Origin of the sequence: Faecalicatena orotica (genome assembly GCF_905197545.1) — a bacterium.
Taxonomy (GTDB): Bacteria; Bacillota; Clostridia; order Lachnospirales; family Lachnospiraceae; genus Faecalicatena_A; species Faecalicatena_A orotica.
Map to the genome: position 1 here is coordinate 1 of NZ_CAJJZH010000019.1, position 24319 is coordinate 24319.

A 24319-nucleotide genomic window follows, 5' to 3' on the forward strand; every position below is an offset into this window, starting at 1 on the left:
CCTTGGCGATGATAAATTCTTTTGCTATTGAGCTTGCTTTATTGTAATTATCATCGGCCGCTATGGTTGCTGTTACACGATATGTTCCGGCATTCGTTGGTGCAGATACAATACCTTCCCATTCCTCAGTGTTCTTTTTCTTCTCCCATGTGTAGGTTACTGCGCCTGTACTTCCTACTTTACTAACAGTTGGTGCACTATTGACAGCCTTTCCATCATAGTTCTTATTTAAATTTGCAGAAATAGAGATAGAGCTATCAGCCTTGGCGATGATAAATTCTTTTGCTATTGAGCTTGCTTTATTGTAATTATCATCAGCCGCTACGGATGCTGTTACCCGGTACGTTCCAGCATCCGTTGGTGCTGTTACAATGCTTTCCCATTCTGTAGCATTCTTTTTCTTCTCCCATGTGTAGGTTACTGCGCCTGTGCCTCCTGCCTTGCTCACGGTCGGTGTGCTGTTGACAGCAATTCCATCATAGTTCTTATCCAAAGCGTCAGTAATAGAGATTGTGATGTCAGCTTTGGAAATGATAAATTCTACTGGTGTGGAGCTCGCTTCTTTACAGCTATCATCGGCCGCTACGGTTGCTGTTACCCGATATGTTCCGGCATCCGTTGGTGCTGCTGCAATGCTTTCCCAATTGCCATCGTTCTTTTTCTTCTCCCATGTATAGGTAATGGCACCTGTACTTCCCGTCTTGCTTACAGTGGGTGCACTGCTGACAGGCTTCTTATCATAGGTCTTATCCAACGTTTCCGTAACAGTAATGCTGCTTTCTTCTTTTAACCCAGTAAGGTTTATTTTTACCGTCAAAGTCTTATTAACACCATTCGCTGTACCACAGTCATATACATAGACAATTGGTGTTCCCGCCACATAGTTACTGACAACACCAGTTGTTGAATCATAATCTGCACCACTTGTGATCGAAACCTTATTTTTATCAATACCGGCAATTTTATCTTCAATGATGAATGTGTCCTCTGTGACTTCGAAAGACACTATTGTGTCCGTTGGCATATCTAAGACTGTTAATCCCGCATTTATCCCTAGGCTCAAGTAGGCAAGAGGAGTATCGCTGCAATCCAAGGCCGTTAAAGTGGTATTGTTACTTACATCCAGACTGGCAATGTTAGTGATTTGGCATTGGACACTTTTTAAAGCAGAAGCTCCTTTTACATTTAGAGTTTTCAATTTTCTATTTCTGAAGCACCACAAGGTTTCTAATTTTGCATTGCTGCTGACATCAAGACTGGCAATGCTAGTCTGGTTGCAAAGCAATTTATTTAAATTAGTATTGTTACTAACATCAAGACTGGAAATACCTGTACTGTAGCAATTCAAGCTTTTTAAAGCAGAAGCTCCATTTACATTTAAGGTTTCCAGATTTGTATTACTGAAGCACTCCAAGGTTTCTAAATTAGTATTGTTGCTAACATCAAGACTGGCAATACCTGTACTGTAGCAACTCAAGCTTTTTAAAGCAGAAGCTCCATTTACATTTAAGGTTTCCAGATTTGTATTACTGTAACACTTCAAGGTTTTTAAATTTGTATTGTTGCTAACGTCAAGACTGGCAATACCTGTACTGTAGCAGCTCAATTCTTGTAAAGCAGAAGCTCCATCTACATTTAGAGTTTTCAGTTTTGCATTGTTGCCGCAATATAAGGTTGTTAAATTGGCATTGCCGCTGACATCCAGACTTGCAATGCCAGAGTTCTCACAATACAAGGATTTCAAACTGGAAAAGTTTGCAATACCAACCAAGTCGGTAATGTCTGCATTATTATAAACATTAATAGTCGTTACGGCTGCTATCTCTGCTGCTGATAATATATCGTCACCATTGGGATTGATTGTTGTATCCTCTTTTAAATATTTTCTAAATGCTGCATCCGGGAAATTTTCTGCATTGATTTCCACATCAACTATATTATATGGTACATAGGCCGCTCTCTTCAATAATGGACTTTCCATTATTGGTGGTTCTACTGATATTTCTCCCTGTAGTTCTGCTCTTTCTTCTTCCGGCAGTTCCACCGCGACAGAAAGCCGGACTTCCACATAATGTCCCTCTGCGTGATACCCCTCTACCACCGCATAATCATAGGTTTCATCATCAACTGTTACATATGCCGGATATTCCGTCACATCTGCCGACAGGATTGTGCTTTCATCTGCCCATGTCCAATTCTCGGGCAGTGCGATTTCCTTTAGCGGCGTACCTTCCGCTGCCTGCAGGTTCTCCGGCGGTGCGATGGCCGGGGCAGTTTCTTTCCCTGTTTCCTTCTTCCCGTTTACGTTATCCTGTGCAATGCCCTGCGTTACAGGTGGTTCATTTTCCTGTGCCCTGACAGTAATAGGGTTTACCACAGTGGAAACGCTTAACACGGCTGCCATTGCGACTGCCGCTGTCTGTTTCTTTTTGTTATTCATGTGTTATTTTGTCCCTCTCTTTCCGTTACGTGTGCCTTTGGCACAATCATCCTTTTACTCTGCGATATCAGTTGGACGAATAAGCGATATCATACACTCTCATATTAAAATAAAAAAGCAGAAACAGCCCATCAATCACATAGAATGTAGCTATTTCTGCACAGAATGTATCATGTTATGCAAACTATTATCGTTTCCTTTGAAAAATACGGGACGGTAATCAACACAGATAACTTCTCACCTAAAAACCCGATAATCCCTGTTTTTAACAACTTTTTTACAAGGACTATCGGGTTTTAAAATTTTATAAATACTGTTCACTTCCTCCAAAGATTCACTGTAACGGCACCGGCGTCCCCCTGAACGCATTTACTTTCTGATCCAGAACGACCTGCGCCTCGCTCCCCGAATCCAGGACTGTATTCTGCACGGATTCCTTCTCTATCAGTACTGCCGTCACATCAAGCGCCGCTAATTCCTCCGTAGTCAGCAGTGCCCCTACCTGCGCAGAGAAGCAGGAACCGTCCCCCGCAGACTGAGTCTTTGCGGCTTCTGTTGTTGCGACAATATGGTTGTTCGAGATGTAATTTCCCCTTCCCGCAGCAACGCGGATGATGACAGGCTTTGCCCCTGACGGCTTAATATACTGCTTACCAATGGTCTCTGATATATGATTGCCGATGATTGAATTATGGTCACCGCTGATATACAAAAGACCATACAGGTCATCGATCCCGTTGTCCAGCGCCTGCATCGGGGCCCAGGGCTCATGGTCACGCAGGAAATGGTTGGATGAGACCAGATTTTCCGTGCAATTCCCCTCGAATACAAGCATTCCCGGATAGAACGAGTGGAACCTGTTGCCTGTGACAGACGAACGGGCAACACCGTCAAAATGAACGCTGCTTGTCCCACGTGGGAAAATATTATTCGCCGTCACCAGAAGGCCGCCAAAATTCTGGGCATAGATGGAATAGCCTTTATACCCGGCCCCCATCAGGTTATCGGTTATCTTCGATGCCTGTCCTGCTCCCCGCAGTTCTATGCAGCTGCCGCATTCCGCTATGAAATTATCATGTATAGACAGTGCATCTGCATGGTATATCGTAATTCCATGCTCTAAATACACAAATCCCATCCCTGTAATCCTGAAAGAATCCTGAGCACTGGCAATATAAATCCCTGTCTTCCCGTTCGCGTATGTATTTTCCGGGTCTGCTTTTCCAAGACCATCGTCCACAAAATGCAGACCGTCAATACAAAAGTTCTCAAATTCCACAGAACTGATACGCGGGTCGCCGCCGCGTTCCACATAAAATGCCGCTCCCACCGATTCATTTCCGCCTGCTTCCGGGGAGAGGTCAACCAGTATCCGGCTTCCTCCCGGCCACAATTCGTGCAGACCCGCCCATTCATGCTCCGGAATATTGAAACGGATACTGGAAGATATAAAGCCATGTCCTGATCCCATAATCTTCAGATAGCTGATATCTATCACAACCTGTGTGCGGAGGTGGTAGTCCCCGGCCGGGATATAGATTGCGGCCCCCGGTTTTCCCCCTCCGTGAAAATCTGTTTCCGTCTGCCTGCTTTTTATATCTGCAATAATGCTGTTGATTACTTCGCCGATATCCTCATACGGATTTCCTACATTCCACTCTGTTACATCGTAATAATTTTTACTGGCCATTCACAATTCCTCCTGATTACACACTGTTCCACTGTCTATCTGAAGCACTCCTTCATCCCGTAGGATTCATACCCGCTGATCACGGCACTGCCCCCAGATGCGCGGATTTTCAGTTGATTCTGCCGGTCCCCCGCGAATACATTGCTGGAATGATTGTTCTGGTACCGGTCTGTAAAGATTTCAAGGGAGCTCTGGTCTGAAAAAATATGGATATCCAGTTCACTCTTCCCTTTCAGGAACATGGTGCTTCTCGATACGCCCCGGCTCCATCCGTCTGCCTCATTCCGGTCCACGCTTAATTCTGAGTTTTTAAAGTCAAACCGGCATACAGTCTTCTTTCCCTCACCGCACCGTATGATTAATTCTACCTTATCGGCATCCGTTTTCTCAAGATCTATCTTCATCTTCAGTTCAAAAGAAACCCCGTCCCCGGCTTTCAGCTCTTTTTCTTCCTCTGTAACTACAAAACTGTCCTGATATTCAGGGTTCTCCCTTAACATTTCCGTCTCCGCAACCGGCACGAACTGCAGTGTCCCATCTTCCATCACGCGCACTTCCCGCGGAAGATTGAAAGAACCGCACCAGCCTTCCTTATACGTCGGGCCCCAGTCCTTCCACAGCGGCATCCACTCCCATTCATTGGACCAGCCGACCATAATCCGCCTTCCATCCGGTGCCAGGAAGGACTGCGGCGCGTAAAAATCAAAGCCCCAGTCAATCTCGTCATTGACATGGTAGTCGAACTTCCCGGTCTCATAGTCGAAGTCACCGACCAGATACACCGCGGTATGCTCTCCTGAACCCATCGGTGAAAATGTGAGGACATATTTATCACCTAATCTATAAAAGTCCGGGCATTCCCACATAAATCCCCATTCACCGCGGCTCTCGGCCAGCACATTGAAAAAGTCCCAGTGGAACATATCCTCTGACCGGTAGAGCAGCGCCAGTGCATTATTATCCCTGCTCGCGCCGCATACCATATAGTACATATCCCCGTGTTTCCACACCTTCGGGTCCCGGAATCGGTCTGTCGGAATACTGTCCGGGGCAGTCAGTACCGGGTTTCCCTCGTATTTCTCGAAATGGATTCCGTCTTCACTGTATGCGATGCACTGTGTCTGCTCGAACCCGTCCCCTTCATTGGTAGTTCCCGTAAACATCAGGAACAGCCTGCCGTCATGCTCGATTGCACTGCCTGAAAAGCAGCCGCCCCGCAGATGATTGTCATACGGTTCACTCGGAGCCAGTGCAAGGGGCAGGTACTCCCAGTGCAGCATGTCATCACTAACCGCATGTCCCCAGTGCATACTGTCCCAGAATCCATTATATGGATTATACTGGTAAAAGAAGTGGTATTTCCCCTTATAATAAATCAGCCCGTTCGGATCATTCATCCATCCTGTCTGCGCCATAAAATGATAATGCTGACGCATTTTTCCGTTTTTTATCATCTCTTTCTTACTGTCTATCTCACGCTGAGCCTTTTCTATATTCTGTTGCATCAATTCTCTGGACATAAGACTCCTCCATTGTTTCTACCCCTTAACGGCCCCGGCAGTCATGCCCTGTACAATATACTTCTGAGCCGCAAGAGAAATAATCATTACCGGGAAACTAAATAAAAACGCTCCTGCACACATTGGCCCCAGATCCAGGTTGTATGCTGACAAAAATCCGGCCAGTCCGACTGTAAACGTCTTTGCGTTCGTACTGGTCAGCAGCAGAGCTACAAGGAAATCGTTCCATGCAAGGAACAGTGTAAATATAAACGCCGTTGCCAGTCCCGGCTTGCAGATCGGCAGAATAACCTTCCTGAATGTCTGCAGACTGCTCGCCCCGTCTACAAAAGCCGCCTCATCCAGCGTTGTCGGGATTCCCTCATAAAAACTGAGCATCGTCCACATAACAAACGGCATGTTGATCGCCGCGTACACGATAATCAGTGCAATTTTTGTATCGTATAATCCCAGATTGCAGATCAGTTCATAAATCGGCACTACGATACTGGATGTAGGGATCATTTTAAGGCATAAAACCAAAACCACCAGAATGATAGACAGTTTTGCACCTGAACGCTGGATCGCATACGCCGCAAGGGAACCCAGAATCAGCGCAATAACTGTGCTAATCAGGGAAACACTCAGACTGTTGAATAAAAACTTCAGTGCGTCCATTCGATTGAGCAGTTCCGAAAAACTTTCTATTGAAAAAACTTTCGGGAAAAATCTGGGTGGAACTGCGATGACCTCTGCTCCCGGTTTAAAGGAGCAGCAAATTACATATATGTACGGGAAAAGCCAGAACACGGTGAGAATCACAGACAGAGTAATCCCCAGCTTTTTTCCGATTTCGCCTTTTTTCTTCACTTTTTTCGCCTCCTATCAGACCACTAGCTGCTCTTTTTCTTCGGATTCCAAAGGCTCTGCATGAATACGAGTGTAAATATTACCAGTACGGCAATGAATACGACTGCCATTGCACTTGCATAGCCAATATCGTTATATCGTGTCAATGTCTTATAGATAATAATACTGATCGTTTCCGAAGAACTGTTAGGACCGCCCTCGGTCATCGCCCATATAATGTCAAAGGTTCTGGCGGCGTCAATAATTCTCACAGACAATGCCGTCAGCAAAACCGGTTTGATAACCGGAAGCTTAATGGCAAACACCTGCTGGACCATATTTGCCCCATCTATCTTTGCAGCCTCCAGCATACTGGAATCCAGCCCCTGCAGCCCGGCCAGTATCATTAGCATCATAAATGGTGTAGTGAGCCAGATATCCGCAATACAGCAGGCGATCAGCGACCATCTTTCGTCTGCGAGCCAGAGAATATCCGTGCTGCTGGATAAAATTCCAACCCTTGTCAGAAGTTCATTCACAATTCCAAAACTGGAACTCATCATCAGTTTCCATGTAAGACCTGCAACTAATGGTGCTATCATAAGAGGAGCCATCATAAACGAACGTATAATCTTGCTTCCTTTATAATCTAATTCAAAAAATAATGCGAACAACAAACCCATAACCGTCTCAATTCCTACGGCAATTACGATATAAAGTAATGTATTTTTTAACTGTTTTAAAAAACCACCGGCTGTAAATGCATGGATGTAATTCTCAAGACCGATAAAGGTCTTATCACCTGTAATCCCAATCTTAAAGAAACTGTCGATTACCATTGTAATGATCGGATATATCAGAAACGCACCCATAAATACCGCACCCGGCAGAAAGAATAATAATAAGGTTTTTCTTGAAATCAATCTCATTTTCACTACCGCCTTTTTAAACAGAGGGCGCTGCGGGCGTTATCCCAAACGCCATGTAACACCCTCTGCTGAACATTTCACCTGTTTGAACGTGCTCTTTTCACTGTCTTCCTTACTATCTGCCGATTGCTTCAATCTCTGTCTTAGCCGACTCCAGTGTTTCTTTCACATCAGCACCGCCAAGGCTGGACTCTACAACACCTGTCAAAACTTCTTCAATCTGGGACCATGTCGTTACCATAGGCCTTGCCTGTGACTGTCCTGCTTCCAGTGTCTCAAGAACTGCGGTTGTATGCTCATTACCTGCTGTTTTTCCGGCTTCCTCATATACAGATGTTCTTCCGGCGATCTTTAAAGTAAGATTCATATAATCTGCATTGTGATCATACATAAATTCCACATATTTTTTAGCCATCTCTTTATTTTCAGAGTTCTTCATTACGCATTCGTACCAAGGGCCTGTTGTTGCCCCGACTCCGGCACTTCCACCGATCATCGGCGCACAGCCTACTTTATCTGCCCCGAGAGCTTCTACTGCCGCCGGATACTGGTGGCTCCAGTTCAACTGCATGGCTACCTTCTCGTTCGTGAAGAGTTCCTGAGATTCCGTCGCCGCTGTTGACAGTGAATCTGCCGGTGTGTAATCGGCATTCGCATTCTCAACCATGAAGTTCAGTGCATCCACATAAGCCTGATCTGTAATGTTTACATTGCCGTCTTTATCAAACACGAGCCCCTCCGCCCCTGCCTGGCATGCAAAATCAAGAAATGAACATACTGCATCAGAACCGCTGCCGAAAACTGTTGTTCCAAACATATCATCTGTCTTCAGTTCTTTTGCAAGTGCCTGATATTCTTCCCATGTCGTAGGAACCTTTTCTTCCGGAATCAGGTCCTTTCTGTAGATCAGCACTTTAGCATTCACCCACATCGGATATCCGAGCAGCTTCCCGTCAATCGTACCGCTCTCTTGTAGTGTCGGAAGGAAATCACTTGTATCCGCATCCGTAACTTCTTCAATTGCCTCTGAAAATGCCGCCAGCCATACAAAATCCATGCATGCTACATCATGTGCTGCCTGTTTTGCCTTAATCTCTGTGGAAAGCTTGTCATACATGCCTGTATAGGCAACCGCATCCACAACCACTTTACATCCGGTCTCTTCTTCAAAGGATGCCGCCGTCTCATTCGCCAGCGCCTCCGCGGGTGAACCACTTTCTACAAGGACCGTAATACTGTTCGCATCCCCCTTAGACTCCTTTTTGTCTCCGCCTGATCCACATCCTGTAACCATTGTTCCTGCCATTACTGCCACAAGCATGATACTGAGAATTTTCTTCTTCATCTTTCTCCTCCTTTTACTTTACACATGAGTCAATTTCTATATAATGACCATTTATATGGTTCATCATATTCTTCTTACACCCATAATGTGGAACCCGTTCCATATTATGTAAAAAATATTGTCTTCTTTCGTTTTCTGACTATGGAACCCGTTCCATATTTATGAAAAAAAATAAGACAACTGCTTTCTATAAATCTATTATATGCCAAACTTTTCATAAGTCAATACTATTTTTTACTTTACGAAATTTTAAGAACTAATATCCAAAAATAGACTATCAGTTTTGTGCATTTTTAACATTTATACTATCGTTGTCTTTCCTTTACGCAATTCGACCTTGAGACTCACCTGCTTGTTTTTATAGACTTTTCCATTTACAAGACTGCACACAAGTTTCACAGACTCCTTTGCAAGTTCTTCAATAGGCTGAACTATCGCTGTCAGTGCAGGCTCTACCATCTCCGTAATAAACGTGCCGTCATATGCCACAAACTTCACGTCTTCTGGAACTCTCTTATGTCTTCTGATCACTTCATTCATGCATTCAATGACAGGCCTGTCCACGCCAAAAACGCCGTCGAACTCAATTCCTTTAGCGAATACGTCTTCCACGACTTTCTTATAATACTCTGAATCCAGACGGTTCCTTCCCAACTCATAATTATAAGTCTGTATGTTATTTTCCTTCATAATACGTGTAAACTCAAAATGCCGCTCATGATATGGAGATTCCACTGTTACTTTTCCGCAGAAGTGAAGTACATGCTTACAGCCGTTCCTGATCAGCGTCTCAGCCGCCAGCCTTCCGCCTTCCTTATGATTCACCGCAATAACAGGAATATCCTCACCTAAATATCTGTCCAGAGCAACAATCGGCTTATGGATTTTCCGGTACTCTTCTACCGCAAGGGAATGGGCCCCTGTAATGACGCCGTCAACGATATGGCGGTTCAGCATATCCAGATATTCCATCTCGGCATTGAATTCCTTCTCCGTCGTACAGAGCATCATCTTATATCCGGCCTTATAAAGTTCATATTCCACATGGTCAACAAATTCTGCAAAGAACGTATTGGAGACATTCGGTACAAGAACTGCGATGATACCTGTCCTTTTATGGTACAGGTTCCTGGCAAGTTCGTTCGGCGTATAATCCAATTCTTTCATTGCTGCTTCGATTCTGCTCCGGGTCTCCTCTGACACATACCCACTGTCGTTGAGCATTCTTGACACCGTACCAAGTCCCACATTCGCCTTCTTTGCAACATCTCTCATACTCGCCATATATCTCACCTGCTTCTTTTCTCTCTTACTTACATTTTAGTTGCTTTTAGGTAAAAGTCAATCAGAAAACGTACGCCACTTTTAAGATTGTAAAAAGATTATGGAAAACAGTACATCAGGTAAGTCACTATTAGTTTGAAATCCTTATACAATATTAATATCATAAGCAAAAACATTATCCCTTTTTTACAGGGAAGCTTATATGATAATCCTAATTCAAATAAATCTATATAAGGAGACTATATCATGAAAAAATTAATATTTAAAGGTGTGGGTACTGCCCTTATTACCCCTATGAATAACGACTTTTCAATCAATTTTTCTGCTTTTGATGATCTGTTAGACATGCAGATCCGTGAAAGTGCAGATGCCGTCATCATTGCCGGAACAACCGGAGAGGGTTCTACACTGACCGATGGCGAACACATAGAGCTCGTACAACATGCAGTCAGGCATGTAAAAGGACGGATCCCTGTGATCGCAGGAGCCGGCAGCAACAACACTGCCCATGCAGTCTATCTGTCAAAGGAATGTGAAAAAGCTGGTGCAGATGCACTGCTCCATGTTACACCATATTATAACAAGGCTTCCCAGCAGGGATTATTTCTTCACTTCTCGGCATGTGCAGAAGCAGTAGAGCTTCCTATCATTCTCTATAACGTTCCGTCCCGCACCGGCGTAAATATTTATCCGACGACTTTCAAACGGCTCAGTGAAATTGAGAATATCGCGGCAGTGAAAGAAGCAAGCGGCAATTTTTCCCAAATTGCAAAGGTCGCGGCGTTGTGCAAGGATGACCTCGCTATTTATTCCGGAAACGATGACCAGATAACCTCTGCACTGGCCCTTGGAGCAAAAGGTGTGATTTCCGTCCTCTCCAACATTGTTCCGTCAGAGGTGCACACCATCTGCGCCTCATACTTTGAAGGTAATACCAGTGAAAGTGACAGCCTGCAGCTGAAATATCTGGAACTGATTGAAGCTTTGTTTTTAGATATCAATCCAATCCCTGTCAAACAGGCTATGCGCGCATTAGGCTATCAGGCCGGCCCCTGCAGGCTCCCCCTTTGTGATATGTACCCGGCGATGGCTGAGAAACTATATTCCACACTGCAGAAATATGGCCTGCTGAGCTCCGGGAAACGTATGAATTCCGTTACTATACATACTCCAGAAAATTCGGGTTACATCTTAAAACATAATCAATAAGCAGTAGAAACAGGAGGTGCCTTATGAAAACTGCATATATTCTATTCAGCAAACAACTGCCGGAAAACCGTAAAGCGGTTCTGGATTTAATCAAACATTTCTGCCGTGAACATTGTTTAACATACAGAGTCTGTCCGGTTCCTGACTACAGTAGAATTACCATTGACGGATATGATTATAAGATCAGTCTGCTTGAAATCAACGATGCATCCGAACCCACATACTGGATGATATACTGTTCGCTTATAAATAAAACCTGTCACCTGAAACACCACACGGCGGCATAAAAAATATACTTTCATTCAAATTTTACAGAGACGAAAAGCCGGATGGGGGCTCTACCTTAATCTTTACGAGATGGCGCGTGGATCTGGACAGAGTATCCATATAATTCATATTTTTATATCGTCTGATCTGACTTTCCGTAACTCCCATCTCCTGTGCAACCTGGCCGGGGGCTGCATGATACGCAAACATGGCATAAGCACAGGAATTGCGAAGTGCCTCGGCACTGTAGGAAGGAGTTCCCGCAATCCCTGTGTATTTCTTCATCATGCGGCTAATATACATGGTATTCAGCTTATTACCACGGCTGTTGTAAAACAGGAATTCATGATCCTGCCGTAAACTTAAATATTTTTCTAATATTAAATAAACATCTTCTGAAACAAATACAGGACGCATTCGTTCTGGTATATTCAGATATACACCGTTGTCATATTCAGTGAAATCTTCCGGACGGATTTCTATGATCTCAGTTGATGACAGCCCCATGCGGTGAATCAGGGTAATGATACAGTAAGACATATAGTCATCCTCCGCCGCCTCTAATAACTTATCTATGTGCTCAATCGGAATGGATCTTGCATGTTTGCTTATCTTTTCAATTTCTTTCATATGCGGATTAAAATAGTTCTGGTAAGCGGCAGGAACCTGATAATGTGGCCTGTTTTCACATATGAATGATGCAAAAGAATTCAGTTCACGCATCTTTTTTGAAAGTGTGCCCGGCTGGATCTGGCCTTTATTTATCTTTTCTTTCATCGTTTTGTAGTAGTCTGATACATCTCTGCCTGTGAGACTAAGAAAATCCTTTTTATACAGATTCATAATCTCGCAGATATCCCCGTGGTAAGATGCCGCAGTCGTACTGTTTTTAAAATGCGCCGTGAAATCCGGCCAGATTAGCTGTTTTATCTGCTCCGATGCATAGATACTGTTCATGTTAGCCTCCCCCTCCCTTGTATGTAGTCCGCGAAGCGGAAAGAATTGATTGTGTTATAAGTATATTCATACTATAACATATTGAAAAGAGCTTTGTAAAGAGATATTCTGCATTATCTCTTTACAAAACTCCATTGGCAAAAATCTGGTTTTAAATCGTTTTATTTAATAAATCCTACCTGTTTGCATATCTCTTCAATGGCCTTATCTTTCCTCTCATTAAAGATTACCTTATTCTCCTCAAACAGATTACGTCCTTCTGTATCAATGGATACGATCAGCGGCCCAAATTCTTTTACACGGCAGTGCCACAATGTCTCCGGCATTCCAAGATCACGCCACTGGGCATCTATGATCTCTTCCACTTCAGTTGCCGCTACTACTGCATTTCCCGCCGGGAAGACGCAGTGGACTGCCTTATAGTTTTTGCATGCATATTCCGTGTTCGGCCCCATACCGCCTTTTCCAATAATTACCTTTACACCTGTCTGTTCCACAAATTCTTTTTCAAACTTTTCCATACGCATGCTTGTAGTCGGTCCTACAGATACCATTTCAAATTTATCATCCTCTAAAGGGCGAATGATCGGGCCGGCATGGAAAATAGCGGCATCTCTTACATCAACCGGAAGCTCACGTCCGGCCTCAACAAGCCGTCTGTGTGCCACGTCACGGCAGGTTGTCATGCTTCCGTTCAAATAAATAATGTCTCCAATATGTATATCAGACAAGTCTTCAGCGGATATTGGTGTTGTCAGTATTTTCTTTCCATCCTTCATTTCCAGCATTATAAAGTCACCTCCGAATGAGTCGTAATTGTATAGTTAAGATCCTTATCAAAAATGATATGCCCCCGCCTGTGTGACCAGCATCCAACGTTGACCGCAACACCGATTGTAGATGGATGCCTTGCTGTATTCTCAATATGAACACCCATAACAGAATACTTTCCGCCCATGCCCTGTGGTCCGAGGCCGATTGAATTAATGCCGTCTTCCAGCAGCCGCTCCATAGATGCCGCGCGCTCATTTTCGTTATGGCTTCCAAGGGGCCTCATCAAAGCTTTCTTGGAAAGCAGGGCCGCCGTCTCAACGGAAGTCGCCACGCCAACACCCACAAGAAGTGGCGGGCAGGCATTCAATCCATAAGATGTCATTACGTCCATAACAAATTTTGTCACACCCTCATATCCGGCCCCCGGCATTAGAACCATAGCCTTTCCCGGGAGTGTACATCCACCGCCTGCCATATATGTATAGATTTCACACTGGTCACTGTCTGGTACAATATCCCAGAATACAGTCGGCGTACCCTTCCCGACATTCTTCCCCGTATTATACTCGTCGAATGTTTCTACACTATTATGACGAAGAGGCGCCTCGACCGTGGCTCTTACAACAGCCTCTTTTAACAGCGCTTCCAATTCTCCGATCAGAGGGAATTTTGCACCACATTTTAACCAGAACTGGAGGACCCCTGTATCCTGACAGCTCGGTCTGTTTAACTCTTTTGCCAGTACCTGATTCCTTTTCATTGTCTCATAGATAACCTTAGAAAGCGGGCCATCCTCTTTCTCCGCAAGCTCATCCAGCTTAGCAATAATATCATCCGGCAGTACTTTTCCAATATAAGACACAAATCCAGCCATATAATTGGTAAGCTGCTCTACCTGTTCTTTCTTATCCATATCTTTACCTCCTTGTTTTTGTATTCTGTTTTCATATCACGATCTTTTCCCTTATGGGAAGAATGGAAACGCAATCGGGAGAATAACCATGCTTACAATTGTTGCAATAATAATTAACGGGAATCCCGCCTTTACATAATCCATAAATCTGTACCCGCCGACACCTACCACCATCGTATTAGCCGGCATACCGATTGGTGTTGCATATGCACAGGAACCGCCGATTACGCAAGCCATCAGTACCGCTCTGGGATCTGCTCCCATCCCTTGGGCAATCGAAAGACAAATAGGAACCATAAGCGCCGTAGTTGCCGTATTGGACATGAAATTTGTCAATAAACAGCAAAGCAGGAATACGGCTAAAGTCAATATGTATGGCGAAGGGTTATCTCCCAGTGCGCCGATTACTTTACCGGCAATCAGTCCCCCTGCCCCTGTTTCCTGCAGGGCCGCAGCCAGAGAAAGTGTTCCTCCGAATAAAAAGATTGTTTTTAGATCTATAGATTTTAATGCATCTTTTTCAGAAATAACACCTGTCAAAATCAATAACAAGGCTCCGATTCCACCGGAAATACAGAGTTTAATACCTATCTTGTCTTCAAAAATCATAGCCAGCAGTGTAAAAATCAAAATTACCAATGATAACCACTGTTTCCATGCCGGGACCTGGCTGAAATCTCTTTCTGTATCGTATGTCCCGTCATCCTTTACATCATTATTAGGAAGCAGCTTATAGCCAATGGTTGCATAGAATATAATTCCTACGATTAAAATGGGAAATCCAACAATGGCATATTCAAAAAATCCGAATTTCAGACCAATCTCCTGCAGTGCACTCTGCGCAATAAGATTTCCCGGTGCACCAATCAGTGAAAGATTACCTCCCATTGCCGCCGCAAATACCAGCGGCATCAGAAGCCGGGATCTTTTATACCCTGATTTCGCAGCAATTCCTATTACAACCGGAATCAGCACGGCAGCCGTACCTGTATTAGACAAGACACCGCTCATCAGGCTTACGATTACCATGATCGCAACTACAAGCATACGCTCAGTTTTGGCAAACCTCGTTACGATGCTGCCGATCTTGTTTGCCATGCCTGTCTCGAATAAAGCACCCCCGACAATGAACATTGCAACGAATAAGATGACATTGCTGTCAATAAATCCCGCAAAAGCAGTCTTAACATCCAGCACCCCTGTTATGACCAGTCCTATACAGACAATCATCGAAGTGACTCCAAGCGGAACCTTCTCAAACACGAACATGACTACCGCAAACAGGAGAAAGAGCAGGGTTATTATAGATGGACTCATTCTTTTTCCTCCATTCCTTTTTATAATTGTTTATTACAGACCAGATGATCTTAGTCTTTGGCAAAATCAAAAGTAACAAGACGGCCGATTCATTACGATTTGCTATGCCTTTATTATATCGGCTGTATTTTTATTTGTACATTTATGAAAACTGATACTACTATAAAAAAAAATTAACACAATTTGGAACTTTGAGTATTTTTACCAGAAATATGCTATAATGCAGATTAACAGAAGATGGTTTTTCAGTAAATTTGTTCAAAATGACTATCTAAAAAAAGAAAGGGAATGTCATGAAAATCATTCAGTTAGAATACTTTTGTGCCGTGAGCCGTTATCACAGCATTACACAGGCGGCCCAGAAACTCTATGTAACACAGCCGGCAATATCCAGTGCAATCCGTGAATTGGAAAAGGAATTCTCAATTAGTTTGTTTACCCGTACGAAAAATCACATGACCCTGACAAAAGAGGGCGAGGTCTTCTATCAAAAAGCAAGTGAACTGCTCAATACTATAAATCAGACGTCCTCCGAGCTCCTTGACCTTGGCAGGCAGGTTACTCCGATCCGGATTGGCATTCCCCCGCTCTTAAGTACAATATTCTTCCCGGACATGCTCATCGCATTCCAGAAAGAATATCCTGACATTCCAGTAGAACTGCTTGAATATGGTTCCATCCGTGCCGCCAGCCTTGTACAGGAAGATATACTGGACCTTGCGCTGGTCAATATGAATTTTTATGAAATAGATAAATTGAATTCCTATCAGATTCTTTCTGACCAGATTGTATTCTGCGTGTCTTTTGAACACCATCTGGCAAAGGAAAAGGAAGTATCCATCGGGATGGTAAAGGATGAACCACTCATCATGTATAACACAGACTCCGTGCAGAACACCACGTTAAACTCACTGTTCGAAAGCATTGGAGTAAAGCCGAATGTAATTCTGCAGGCAAGCCAGCTGTATACGATTCAGAATTTTATTAAAAACAATCTGGGAGGTGCCTTCCTCTACTCTTCCATTCTGAAAAATATGCCTGATCTGGCCAGTATCCCTGTCTCACCGGCAATCAGACAGGAAATTGGGCTTGTATGGAAAAAGGGAAAATATATTAACAGCAGTGTAGAAAAATACATCTCATTTACCAGAAAATATGCGGCTGATATGAGATATGTCAAGTAAGTATACTTTTATTAAATGAATAGTGCAACGGCGCAATATACAAGCAAAAGCGCCATTACCATATTAACGGCCTTTGTATGCCTCGAAAGAACCCTGCAGAAAGCAGAACCAAACAGTGCCCACACAAAGGACCCCGATGCTCCAATCAACGTCAGAATAACTGTAAATGCAATCATGGAACTAACAGAATGATACACAGGCAGAATATAAAGGGACATTGCGGTTATTGCATAGATGTAGATTTTAGGATTCGCAAACTGCAGTAACATACCGGAAAGGAAACCTGCCTCACTTCCGGCACCTGCATCCAAATCCGCAGAACTCCTCCAGACTTTCCATGCCAGATACAGCATGTAAGCAGCTCCCGCTATCTGCATGAACATCTTTACTTTTGGCAGAAGTGAATAGAGCGCTGCACTGAAAGCGGTACAAACAGACATCACTACTGCAAATCCGGCCAGTATACCGATATTAAAACGGATGCTCCGCCTAAATCCCATCCGTATTGCATTACTCATGGAAAGCAGATTGTTTGCTCCCGGTGTGTAGGCTGTAATAAAGCAGTAAATCAAAAAATCATATAAATGAAACATATCTGACCTCTTTCTACATTACACTTTACAATGCGCCACAAAAAACAGTATAATGTTATAAAATGAATATTATATCGCACTTGTACGATATAATGATACATCTCGTACATTATATTGTCAATAGAAGGGAGTGTTTTTTTGGATTCAATGAATTTAATTGTTGCTAAAAATATTAAGAGACTGCGTGAAGAAAATAAATTAAGCATGGATGAACTCGCCAGACTAAGCGGGGTCAGCAAAAGTATGCTCGCACAAATCGAACGTGGTGACGGAAATCCGACTTTGTCCACACTATGGAAGATTTCAAATGGAATGAAAGTGCCATTTGACGCTTTAACCGTCCGGCCTGAAAGCCCGTACGAAATTGTAAAAACTGCAGAGATTCAACCAATACTTGAAGATAATGGGAATGTGAAAAACTACCCTCTTTTTCCGGACGATGAGAACCGCAGGTTTGCAGTTTACTATCTGGAACTGGATATGAATAGCTATTGGCAATCGGAACCGCATTTAAAGGGAACCACTGAATTCATTACAATATTTACAGGGAAAATTGAAATTTTCGCTGACGGCGAAAGATTCGTAGTCGAAAAGGGTGAAAGCATCCGCTTTAAGGCCGATGTTGTCCACTCATATAAAAATACAGGAAAGGAAACAGCTGTTCTGCATATGATCCTTTATAACCCCTGACTATTTTGGAGATTACAAATGCATACCCCCAGTCTACGGTCTGCCCTTGTCAACTGGGGTATGCATTTGTATTACTGCGGATTCCCATTTACATCTGTAATCACATATCTGTTCCGCCCCTGCTTCTTAGCCTTGTACAAGGCATAATCAGCTGTCTTGTATAGGTTCTCGAAATCCGTGTCCCTCCCTATTGCCAGAGCTACCCCAATGCTTGCAGTGATATGGATTCCGTCAGTCTCTGTGCGCCTTTGCAGCACGTTCACCAGTTCCCCGGCGCGCTCTTTTGCCATCTCTGCCTTGGGAACCGGCATGAATGCAGTGAATTCATCGCCACCGATTCTTCCGACGATATCATTTTCCCGGAACTGGTTCTTAAGTGTATTGGAAAATTCTTTAAGTACCCGGTCCCCAGCCGCATGACCAAAATTGTCATTGACTTGTTTAAAGTAATCTATATCCAGTATGAAGAAAGCAAACATGCTCTCCGGCTGATCATTCAGTATCCGGCGGACATGCTCCTGCGCAGCTGCCTTATTATACAGCCCGGTAAGCGGATCCCTCTGCATCTGCTCCAGCATATACAATTCATGCTTTTTCTGTTCGTCAATATTCTGGCGGTACACCAGCATACGCACCGAATTATCTTCCTGCCACCGGAAAATCTGGGCCGTAATACGCATCCAGTAATAATGTTCACCATCTGTAGTAATCATGAAATCATACTGCAGGTTTTCAATCCCCTTCTCAAACGAATCCAGCACATGATTCGGGGAAAATGTCTGAATATAGCCTTCCCGGTACTCTTCCATGATCTGCTTTTCCGCAATGATGTAAAGAGCTTTTTCATAAGGTATATCAGGCGGGGCTCCCAGGCTTGCAAAATACTGGGCAGTAGCTTCACTGGCTGCCTGATTATGGGTAATATCAATTTCATAGATATTTTCATATAGCTGCTCGGTCGCCTGTTGAAACACTGCCTGATGCACTTTTTCAGCCCTGACAGTCAATTCTATGATCCTCTTGTTATAACGGCGTATCACGGAAGTAATCGTGACCAGCACAAGAACAATAATGACCGCCAGAATCAGTGTCTCCCGCAGAAGCTGTACCATCAGTTTCCTGCTTAAAGGTGTCGTATCATTGTCTATAATCAAAAACCATCCCAGATTCTCAATGAAACTGCTGACTACATAGCCGCTCCTGTTTTGGGAATGATACCACAGATTCTGTGTCTTTTCACGGCTTCCCAGAATTATGTCTTTCAGATCTGTAAAGGCACATCGCCCGAACAGGTTCGTTTTTCCTTCATATCTGGTATGGCTGCCGGAGATCTCTACATTGCCCTCTTCATCCACCAGATAAGCATTCACTCCAAAATCATTCTCATAACTTTTCAGCAGGGACTGGAGGGAATCTACCCGGAATCCCACACCGACCACACCCATAACTGTTCCCCTGTCATCCATGATACGGCAGTTGATAAAGACAGTCACCTCATTCCCGGCCCCCTCAACCTGATCATTATCGATCTGTATGCCATAATCCGTATTCTGATCCAGAAAATCATAAAACCAGTTATTTTCCGGATCACCTTCCTCTAAAATACGGTCCAGGCCATTATAGTAATAGTAATTTTTCGTTTTAACCGAAGCCAGAAAGACCGAGTCATATTCATATTTATCCCTGTAAGCATTCAAGTAATCCCGCATTTTCCCAATGAATTCCTGTTCCTTAAGATGCTGCTCTTCCCCATCCAGAAACTCTTTCAACAGGCTGTCATTCGCCATAGTCATTGAGATATTGATCGGTTTTGTAAAAATGGAGTCTATCTGATGGTAAATGCCATCTGATGTCAGCATGGATACGTTCTCAATATCTTTTCTGAATATCCCCTGATTTGACTTGTAACTAATGGCAGATGTAATAATGAAACCAATAATAATGACGATACAGACCATTAAGTTAGTACGGAACAAAACATTTTTCTTCATAATAGCCCTCCACCCCCCTCAATATTATAGTGATCTCTCTGCCCACCGGCTCTGCTTCTGCCGGTACATCTTCCTGTCAGCCTCCTGAACCAGTGCCTTCCAGTCAGAATGAGAAGCGCTTTCCGCCACGCCAAAACTAATGGACAAAGGAAATTCCTCTTCGCTCATCGCATGCAGTTTCTCATTGACATTCTCCATCCTCTCTTCCGCTGTCTTTGCTTCCATATTCCGGAAGAGTACCAAAAACTCATCCCCGCCATAGCGGAAGAGAAGGTCTTCCTTATCCCGGCAGGCACGGCAGAGCTGCCCCACTACAATATTAAGATACCGGTCCCCGGCAAGATGCCCGAACTGGTCGTTGACGTTCTTCAGGCCATCCAGATCCAGAAAACACAGCGTAAAACTTATGTTTTGTTCCATCATGGAGGCAATCGTCTCCTCTGCATACTGCCTGTTATACAGCCCAGTGAGCATGTCGCGGATCACTTCCTGCCTGAGAAGTTCCTCTTCTCTCTTTTTTTCTTCCAGTTCCTCAAGAATCCGCCGGTTCTCCTCCCTGTAATCACTCAGCTCACAGATCCTTCTCGTATACCAGATTGCAATGTAAAAGCCGGTCGCACAGAACAGGCTGGATTTAATGCTCCAGATCTTTAAAAGCAGGCTGTTATTCGGCGTCGAATACAACAAAAGATTCAGAAACAGATAAAAGAACAATCCGATCATCATCTCCATTAAAAACGTCTGGTGCTGTGGATAGCTTAAGATCAGATTCAAACGTTTCTGGAAAACAGGACGGCTGAAAACATGCAGAATGACCCCCGCAAGCAAAAAGCCCCAGAAGATCGGAATACTCTTTAAGTTACCGACACTGGAAATACGGTTATCAAAATTCTGCAGCGGCTGCTGTATCAGAATCGCAATGACGCTTCGGCAGAAAATATTGACCGCCAGACCGCAGATAATACCAAGGGACGTGACAAACAACGCATTTCTCCACTCGCCCCTGTTAAACATGGCCGTCTCAAATAACAGCAGTACCGCGAAGAAAAGCCAGTTAATCACCAAAGAAAATTCCAATACGCTGCAGACATAGAAAAAGCCATAATTGACCACAAAGCTTAATAAAACAAACCAGCCACTCATACAGGAGTTCTGTCCGAGTCCTTTTGCCAGCCTGAAATAACGCCCGTGAAAATATAAATAGGCTGTCGCCGTCAGCAGCAGTTTCAGCATACACGCTCCCCCTTCCTACCTTGTTCTCGTCTGTTTATCCTGATACATGGCCAAATCAGCCCTTCTGAAAACCATTTCTACACTGTCTCCATCCTCTTCAGCCTTTTCCGGAAAAGTTGCGATACCATAGCTGAACGAAAAAGGCGGCTCAAGATCTCCCGCCAGATGTCTCCTGATCCCCTCCAGGCGCTGCATTGCCCTCTCAGGCATACAGCCCGGAAGAAGCACTGCAAATTCATCGCCGCCGATCCTGGCAAAAATATCTGTTGCTCTCAGGCAGGCACTGAATTCTCTGGCGAACCGGATCAGGTAAAGGTCCCCCGCATCGTGTCCCTCCTGATCATTTATCTGCTTAAGATGATCCATATCAATATAAACGACAGAAAATCGTTCCCGGTTTTTAAGCAGCCTCTCTGCCTGTTCCAGAATATACCGCCGGGAAAAGATGCCCGTCATTGGCTCCATAGCCGTTTTGTTCCTCAATTCGGATGCGCTGCGGTCCTGATGTTCAAGTTCCCTCTGTAAATGATAGTGCTCCTCTTCCAAATATTGAACACTCAGAATAGAGTAGAGATGGCGCAGGAAACCGACTAAATAAAATTCCAGAAGCAGCGTGCTTCCGACCAGAAATAAAGGCAGCAGCTTCCAGCTGTTCCCAGATAAGCAAAGTATACTGTCAATCATAAGTGAGAAATTGGCAAACCAGAGAAACGTCATAAAGGGTTTGATTTCTTCGCTGTCCGATCTGGTCTTTATGATTCCCAAAGGCGTTTTCAATCTGGGAACCAGACTGAACACAAGACTATCAACGGCCAGAGTAACCCCACATGTAGAAATCCGCCAAAACGGCTGCTGTAAAAGCTCCTTCATCGTCGCTTCCATAATCAGGGCAATTACGCCAATCAGGATCAAATGAAGTGCCATTGTCATCAAATGAGTAAGGTTGACAATAAAGAACTCCATATTCCGCTTAATCCCCTTCTGGAACAGGCGGAATATCTTTCCTGCAAATACCAGACCATACAGGAGCGGTATCGGAAAGTTACAGATGCACCATAGTGTAAGCAGCAGCAGGACCGGAAGGGTCATCCATATTCTTTCAGTTACTCCGCCTTTTTGTGTATAACCAAGGGCCCGCATCGCCCTGTAACCCGTTATGCCATATAATAAAGAAAAAAGAACCGGTACAAACAGACCCCAGCTGAAATATATCAAACGATCCCCTCCTCTCCTGCAGATGTCTTTAAGACATCACTTTATTGGCTTGATGCCATGCATTGGAGTACACGGCACAGTGTGAACAGAAACGATATAATTCATTTAATTATAGTTCAGGACGCATGAAAGTTCAAGTTAATATGTCCTTTACTGTCATCCTTCTGGTCACCCCAGTCATTTTTATTTTTTCATAAGAAATTCCTAAAAAAATATTTACCTCCATTGTCTATAATAAAGAAAAAATTAAAAGGATGTGACTAATTATCATGAGGGAAAAAATCTTGATTGTAGATGATGAGAAAGAGATTGCCGATCTCGTAGAGTGCTATCTTGATAATGAAAATTATTTTATTAAAAAGTTTTATGATTCTAAAGAAGCTTTTAAATGTATCATAAATCATCCACCGGATCTGGCAATTATGGATGTAATGATGCCGGGGCTGGATGGGTATGAGCTTTGCCGCAGAGTCAGGGAGTCCTATCATTTCCCGGTGATTATGCTGACAGCAAAAGGGGAAGAACTTGACAAAATAACCGGACTTACCCTAGGCGCGGATGATTATATATCGAAGCCATTCCTGCCTCTGGAGCTGGTTGCACGCGTGAAGGCACAGCTGCGGAGGTATAAAAGGTATAACAGCACAGCCCCGTCACAGGAAGATCAGGTCATTATGGTTTCCGGACTGGTACTCAATGCGAAAACACATGAATGTACCTTAAACGAACGCCCTCTCTCACTCACCCCTACGGAATTTAAGATTTTGTGGATTCTCTGTGAAAATCATGGCGCGGTAGTAAGTGCCGAAAGTCTTTTCAGACAGATCTGGGAGGACGAGTATTTCCGCAAAAATAATAATACGATCACGGTTCACATACGACATTTAAGGGAGAAAATGCATGATTCCTTTGAGAACCCGAGGTATATCAAAACAGTATGGGGGTGCGGATATAAAATTGAAAGCTAAGAGTATGAAATGGGTTAAGACAGCCGCCTTATTCGGGGCTGTCTTAGTATTATGTTACGGAATCTTTTATTTTGGTGATTACATACTAAATGGCAGCTTTGTTGACTGGTTTCAGGACAATTATGTATGGACACATACAGAACCACAGGATACATCCGGTCTTACAATGACTATATCAGAAATCAACTGGCCCAAATTCAAAATGCTGATACTGGAGCTGTTCTGCTTAGGAGCTTTACTTTCAGCCGCCCTTGCAGCCGGTGCAGCCAGATTCTACGGAAAGAAAATGTCAGCCCGGACAATCTCAGGGGCCGGCCGGATGATACACAGCTTCATGGAACACGATATAGACGCAGACATGGTGTTTCCATCAGAATATGCAGAAATTGCAGTACAGATGACTCAAATCAAGACAAAAATGGAGCGGAACGCCCGGATTATGAAGGAGGAAGAAGCCCGGAAAAATGATATGATTACTTATCTCGCCCATGATCTGAAAACACCGCTGACTTCCATCATCGGCTACCTGAGCCTTCTGGATGAGGCCCGGGACATGCCTGCACCGCAGAGGGAAAAATATACGACTATTGTGTTTGAAAAATCCCTGCTGCTGGAACGGCTGATACAGGAGTTCTTTGACATTACCCGGTACAATCTCAATCAGATTATTCTGGAAAAGGAAACTTTAGACCTTTCTTATATGCTTGTACAAATGGCAGATGAGTTCTATCCGATCCTTCAGAAATGGAAGAATTCGATTGATTTAGATGTCGGGGAAGGAATCACGGTATATGGGGATACAGTAAAGCTAGCACGGGTTTTCCAGAACATATTGAAAAATGCAGCCGCCTACAGCTACCCGGAGTCTGTAATCAGGGTAAAGGCAGAGAAGGATGATAAAGAAGTAAGGGTTACCATTTGTTGAGGTAAGATAACGATACCTTTTTTGCAGAGGGTGTTATCTTACCTCTT

The 24319-nt window shown here is 43.8% G+C and carries 21 protein-coding genes; 6 read left to right on the forward strand and 15 right to left on the reverse strand.

The annotated features are described in order from the left end of the window. The 7 genes from ABIN22_RS22650 to ABIN22_RS22680 form a co-directional block, all read right to left on the reverse strand. Positions 1-2440: MBG domain-containing protein (locus ABIN22_RS22650; protein WP_346911446.1), on the reverse strand; the 2440-nt coding region annotated here is incomplete at its 3' end. A 334-nt stretch (positions 2441-2774) separates the two neighbouring features. Next, positions 2775-4130: a NosD domain-containing protein gene (locus ABIN22_RS22655; RefSeq protein ID WP_346911448.1), complete on the reverse strand. Its 1356-nt coding sequence runs from the start codon at positions 4128-4130 to the stop codon at positions 2775-2777. Between the two features lie 35 nt (positions 4131-4165). Then, a complete protein-coding gene (locus ABIN22_RS22660; protein ID WP_346911450.1) occupies positions 4166-5650 on the reverse strand; it encodes a glycoside hydrolase family 32 protein in 1485 nt (494 codons plus the stop codon). A gap of 18 nt (positions 5651-5668) precedes the next feature. Continuing rightward, entirely contained in the window at positions 5669-6499 is an 831-nt protein-coding gene (locus tag ABIN22_RS22665) for a carbohydrate ABC transporter permease (RefSeq protein ID WP_109731817.1), read from the reverse strand. 23 nt (positions 6500-6522) lie between these two features. Then, positions 6523-7407 (reverse strand): carbohydrate ABC transporter permease, encoded by an 885-nt coding sequence (locus tag ABIN22_RS22670; RefSeq protein WP_109731816.1) that lies wholly within the window; start codon positions 7405-7407, stop codon positions 6523-6525. Between the two features lie 115 nt (positions 7408-7522). Further along, positions 7523-8752: an ABC transporter substrate-binding protein gene (locus tag ABIN22_RS22675; RefSeq protein WP_346911453.1), complete on the reverse strand. Its 1230-nt coding sequence runs from the start codon at positions 8750-8752 to the stop codon at positions 7523-7525. Positions 8753-9052: 300 nt separating this feature from the next. Further along, positions 9053-10036, reverse strand: a complete 984-nt coding sequence (locus ABIN22_RS22680) for a LacI family DNA-binding transcriptional regulator (protein WP_346911455.1) — start codon at positions 10034-10036, stop codon at positions 9053-9055. A 246-nt stretch (positions 10037-10282) separates the two neighbouring features. Between ABIN22_RS22680 and dapA the strand changes: the two genes are divergently transcribed. Both dapA and ABIN22_RS22690 read left to right on the forward strand, forming a co-directional pair. After that, positions 10283-11245, forward strand: coding sequence for a 4-hydroxy-tetrahydrodipicolinate synthase (dapA, locus tag ABIN22_RS22685; protein ID WP_346911457.1), 963 nt, complete (start codon positions 10283-10285; stop codon positions 11243-11245). A gap of 23 nt (positions 11246-11268) precedes the next feature. After that, positions 11269-11532 carry a hypothetical protein gene (locus ABIN22_RS22690; RefSeq protein WP_109731812.1) on the forward strand — a complete coding sequence of 88 codons (264 nt, stop codon included), beginning with the start codon at positions 11269-11271 and terminating at the stop codon, positions 11530-11532. 22 nt (positions 11533-11554) lie between these two features. On the opposite strand, the gene ABIN22_RS22695 is transcribed toward ABIN22_RS22690, so the two are convergent. The 4 genes from ABIN22_RS22695 to ABIN22_RS22710 all read right to left on the reverse strand — a co-directional run bounded on the left by ABIN22_RS22695 (position 11555) and on the right by ABIN22_RS22710 (position 15473). Continuing rightward, positions 11555-12469 carry a tyrosine-type recombinase/integrase gene (locus ABIN22_RS22695; protein ID WP_346911459.1) on the reverse strand — a complete coding sequence of 305 codons (915 nt, stop codon included), beginning with the start codon at positions 12467-12469 and terminating at the stop codon, positions 11555-11557. Positions 12470-12630: 161 nt separating this feature from the next. Next, positions 12631-13257, reverse strand: coding sequence for a L(+)-tartrate dehydratase subunit beta (gene ttdB, locus ABIN22_RS22700; RefSeq protein ID WP_346911461.1), 627 nt, complete (start codon positions 13255-13257; stop codon positions 12631-12633). Next, on the reverse strand, positions 13257-14156 hold the full coding sequence (ttdA, locus tag ABIN22_RS22705; protein WP_118619523.1) for a L(+)-tartrate dehydratase subunit alpha: 900 nt from the start codon (positions 14154-14156) through the stop codon (positions 13257-13259). The genes ttdB and ttdA overlap by 1 nt, the downstream gene beginning before the upstream one ends. A gap of 51 nt (positions 14157-14207) precedes the next feature. Continuing rightward, positions 14208-15473, reverse strand: a complete 1266-nt coding sequence (locus tag ABIN22_RS22710; RefSeq protein WP_346911463.1) for an SLC13 family permease — start codon at positions 15471-15473, stop codon at positions 14208-14210. A 293-nt stretch (positions 15474-15766) separates the two neighbouring features. On the opposite strand from ABIN22_RS22710, the gene ABIN22_RS22715 reads away from it, so the two are divergent. Then, positions 15767-16657 carry a LysR family transcriptional regulator gene (locus tag ABIN22_RS22715; protein WP_118619527.1) on the forward strand — a complete coding sequence of 297 codons (891 nt, stop codon included), beginning with the start codon at positions 15767-15769 and terminating at the stop codon, positions 16655-16657. A gap of 11 nt (positions 16658-16668) precedes the next feature. Here the strand turns inward: ABIN22_RS22715 and ABIN22_RS22720 are convergent, their stop codons facing one another. Then, on the reverse strand, positions 16669-17250 hold the full coding sequence (locus ABIN22_RS22720) for a LysE family transporter (protein WP_346911465.1): 582 nt from the start codon (positions 17248-17250) through the stop codon (positions 16669-16671). Between the two features lie 147 nt (positions 17251-17397). On the opposite strand from ABIN22_RS22720, the gene ABIN22_RS22725 reads away from it, so the two are divergent. After that, entirely contained in the window at positions 17398-17940 is a 543-nt protein-coding gene (locus tag ABIN22_RS22725; protein ID WP_330405376.1) for a helix-turn-helix domain-containing protein, read from the forward strand. Positions 17941-18011: 71 nt separating this feature from the next. On the opposite strand, the gene ABIN22_RS22730 is transcribed toward ABIN22_RS22725, so the two are convergent. From ABIN22_RS22730 to ABIN22_RS22740, 3 genes are read right to left on the reverse strand one after another with little or no spacing between them, the layout of a single operon-like run. Continuing rightward, positions 18012-19931: a sensor domain-containing diguanylate cyclase gene (locus ABIN22_RS22730; protein WP_118619533.1), complete on the reverse strand. Its 1920-nt coding sequence runs from the start codon at positions 19929-19931 to the stop codon at positions 18012-18014. 24 nt (positions 19932-19955) lie between these two features. After that, positions 19956-21164, reverse strand: a complete 1209-nt coding sequence (locus ABIN22_RS22735) for a GGDEF domain-containing protein (RefSeq protein ID WP_243099262.1) — start codon at positions 21162-21164, stop codon at positions 19956-19958. Between the two features lie 15 nt (positions 21165-21179). Then, on the reverse strand, positions 21180-22379 hold the full coding sequence (locus tag ABIN22_RS22740; RefSeq protein WP_346911468.1) for a GGDEF domain-containing protein: 1200 nt from the start codon (positions 22377-22379) through the stop codon (positions 21180-21182). A 269-nt stretch (positions 22380-22648) separates the two neighbouring features. Here ABIN22_RS22740 and vanR point away from each other — a divergent pair, with 269 nt between their 5' ends. Both vanR and ABIN22_RS22750 read left to right on the forward strand, forming a co-directional pair. Next, positions 22649-23347 carry a VanR-ABDEGLN family response regulator transcription factor gene (vanR, locus tag ABIN22_RS22745; RefSeq protein WP_346911470.1) on the forward strand — a complete coding sequence of 233 codons (699 nt, stop codon included), beginning with the start codon at positions 22649-22651 and terminating at the stop codon, positions 23345-23347. A gap of 4 nt (positions 23348-23351) precedes the next feature. Next, positions 23352-24272 (forward strand): sensor histidine kinase, encoded by a 921-nt coding sequence (locus tag ABIN22_RS22750; protein ID WP_346911472.1) that lies wholly within the window; start codon positions 23352-23354, stop codon positions 24270-24272. Positions 24273-24319 lie beyond the last annotated feature (47 nt).

Bases quoted from the DNA above. Each gene is read 5' to 3' on its own strand.
- ABIN22_RS22655 (WP_346911448.1), bottom strand. From the start codon at position 4,130: ATGGCCAGTAAAAATTATTACGATGTAACAGAGTGGAATGTAGGAAAT.
- ABIN22_RS22660 (WP_346911450.1), bottom strand. From the start codon at position 5,650: ATGTCCAGAGAATTGATGCAACAGAATATAGAAAAGGCTCAGCGTGAG.
- ABIN22_RS22670 (WP_109731816.1), bottom strand. From the start codon at position 7,407: ATGAGATTGATTTCAAGAAAAACCTTATTATTATTCTTTCTGCCGGGT.
- ABIN22_RS22675 (WP_346911453.1), bottom strand. From the start codon at position 8,752: ATGAAGAAGAAAATTCTCAGTATCATGCTTGTGGCAGTAATGGCAGGA.
- ABIN22_RS22680 (WP_346911455.1), bottom strand. From the start codon at position 10,036: ATGGCGAGTATGAGAGATGTTGCAAAGAAGGCGAATGTGGGACTTGGT.
- dapA (WP_346911457.1), top strand. From the start codon at position 10,283: ATGAAAAAATTAATATTTAAAGGTGTGGGTACTGCCCTTATTACCCCT.
- ABIN22_RS22690 (WP_109731812.1), top strand. From the start codon at position 11,269: ATGAAAACTGCATATATTCTATTCAGCAAACAACTGCCGGAAAACCGT.
- ABIN22_RS22695 (WP_346911459.1), bottom strand. From the start codon at position 12,469: ATGAACAGTATCTATGCATCGGAGCAGATAAAACAGCTAATCTGGCCG.
- ttdB (WP_346911461.1), bottom strand. From the start codon at position 13,257: ATGCTGGAAATGAAGGATGGAAAGAAAATACTGACAACACCAATATCC.
- ttdA (WP_118619523.1), bottom strand. From the start codon at position 14,156: ATGGATAAGAAAGAACAGGTAGAGCAGCTTACCAATTATATGGCTGGA.
- ABIN22_RS22710 (WP_346911463.1), bottom strand. From the start codon at position 15,473: ATGAGTCCATCTATAATAACCCTGCTCTTTCTCCTGTTTGCGGTAGTC.
- ABIN22_RS22715 (WP_118619527.1), top strand. From the start codon at position 15,767: ATGAAAATCATTCAGTTAGAATACTTTTGTGCCGTGAGCCGTTATCAC.
- ABIN22_RS22720 (WP_346911465.1), bottom strand. From the start codon at position 17,250: ATGTTTCATTTATATGATTTTTTGATTTACTGCTTTATTACAGCCTAC.
- ABIN22_RS22725 (WP_330405376.1), top strand. From the start codon at position 17,398: ATGAATTTAATTGTTGCTAAAAATATTAAGAGACTGCGTGAAGAAAAT.
- ABIN22_RS22730 (WP_118619533.1), bottom strand. From the start codon at position 19,931: ATGAAGAAAAATGTTTTGTTCCGTACTAACTTAATGGTCTGTATCGTC.
- ABIN22_RS22735 (WP_243099262.1), bottom strand. From the start codon at position 21,164: ATGCTGAAACTGCTGCTGACGGCGACAGCCTATTTATATTTTCACGGG.
- vanR (WP_346911470.1), top strand. From the start codon at position 22,649: ATGAGGGAAAAAATCTTGATTGTAGATGATGAGAAAGAGATTGCCGAT.
- ABIN22_RS22750 (WP_346911472.1), top strand. From the start codon at position 23,352: ATGAAATGGGTTAAGACAGCCGCCTTATTCGGGGCTGTCTTAGTATTA.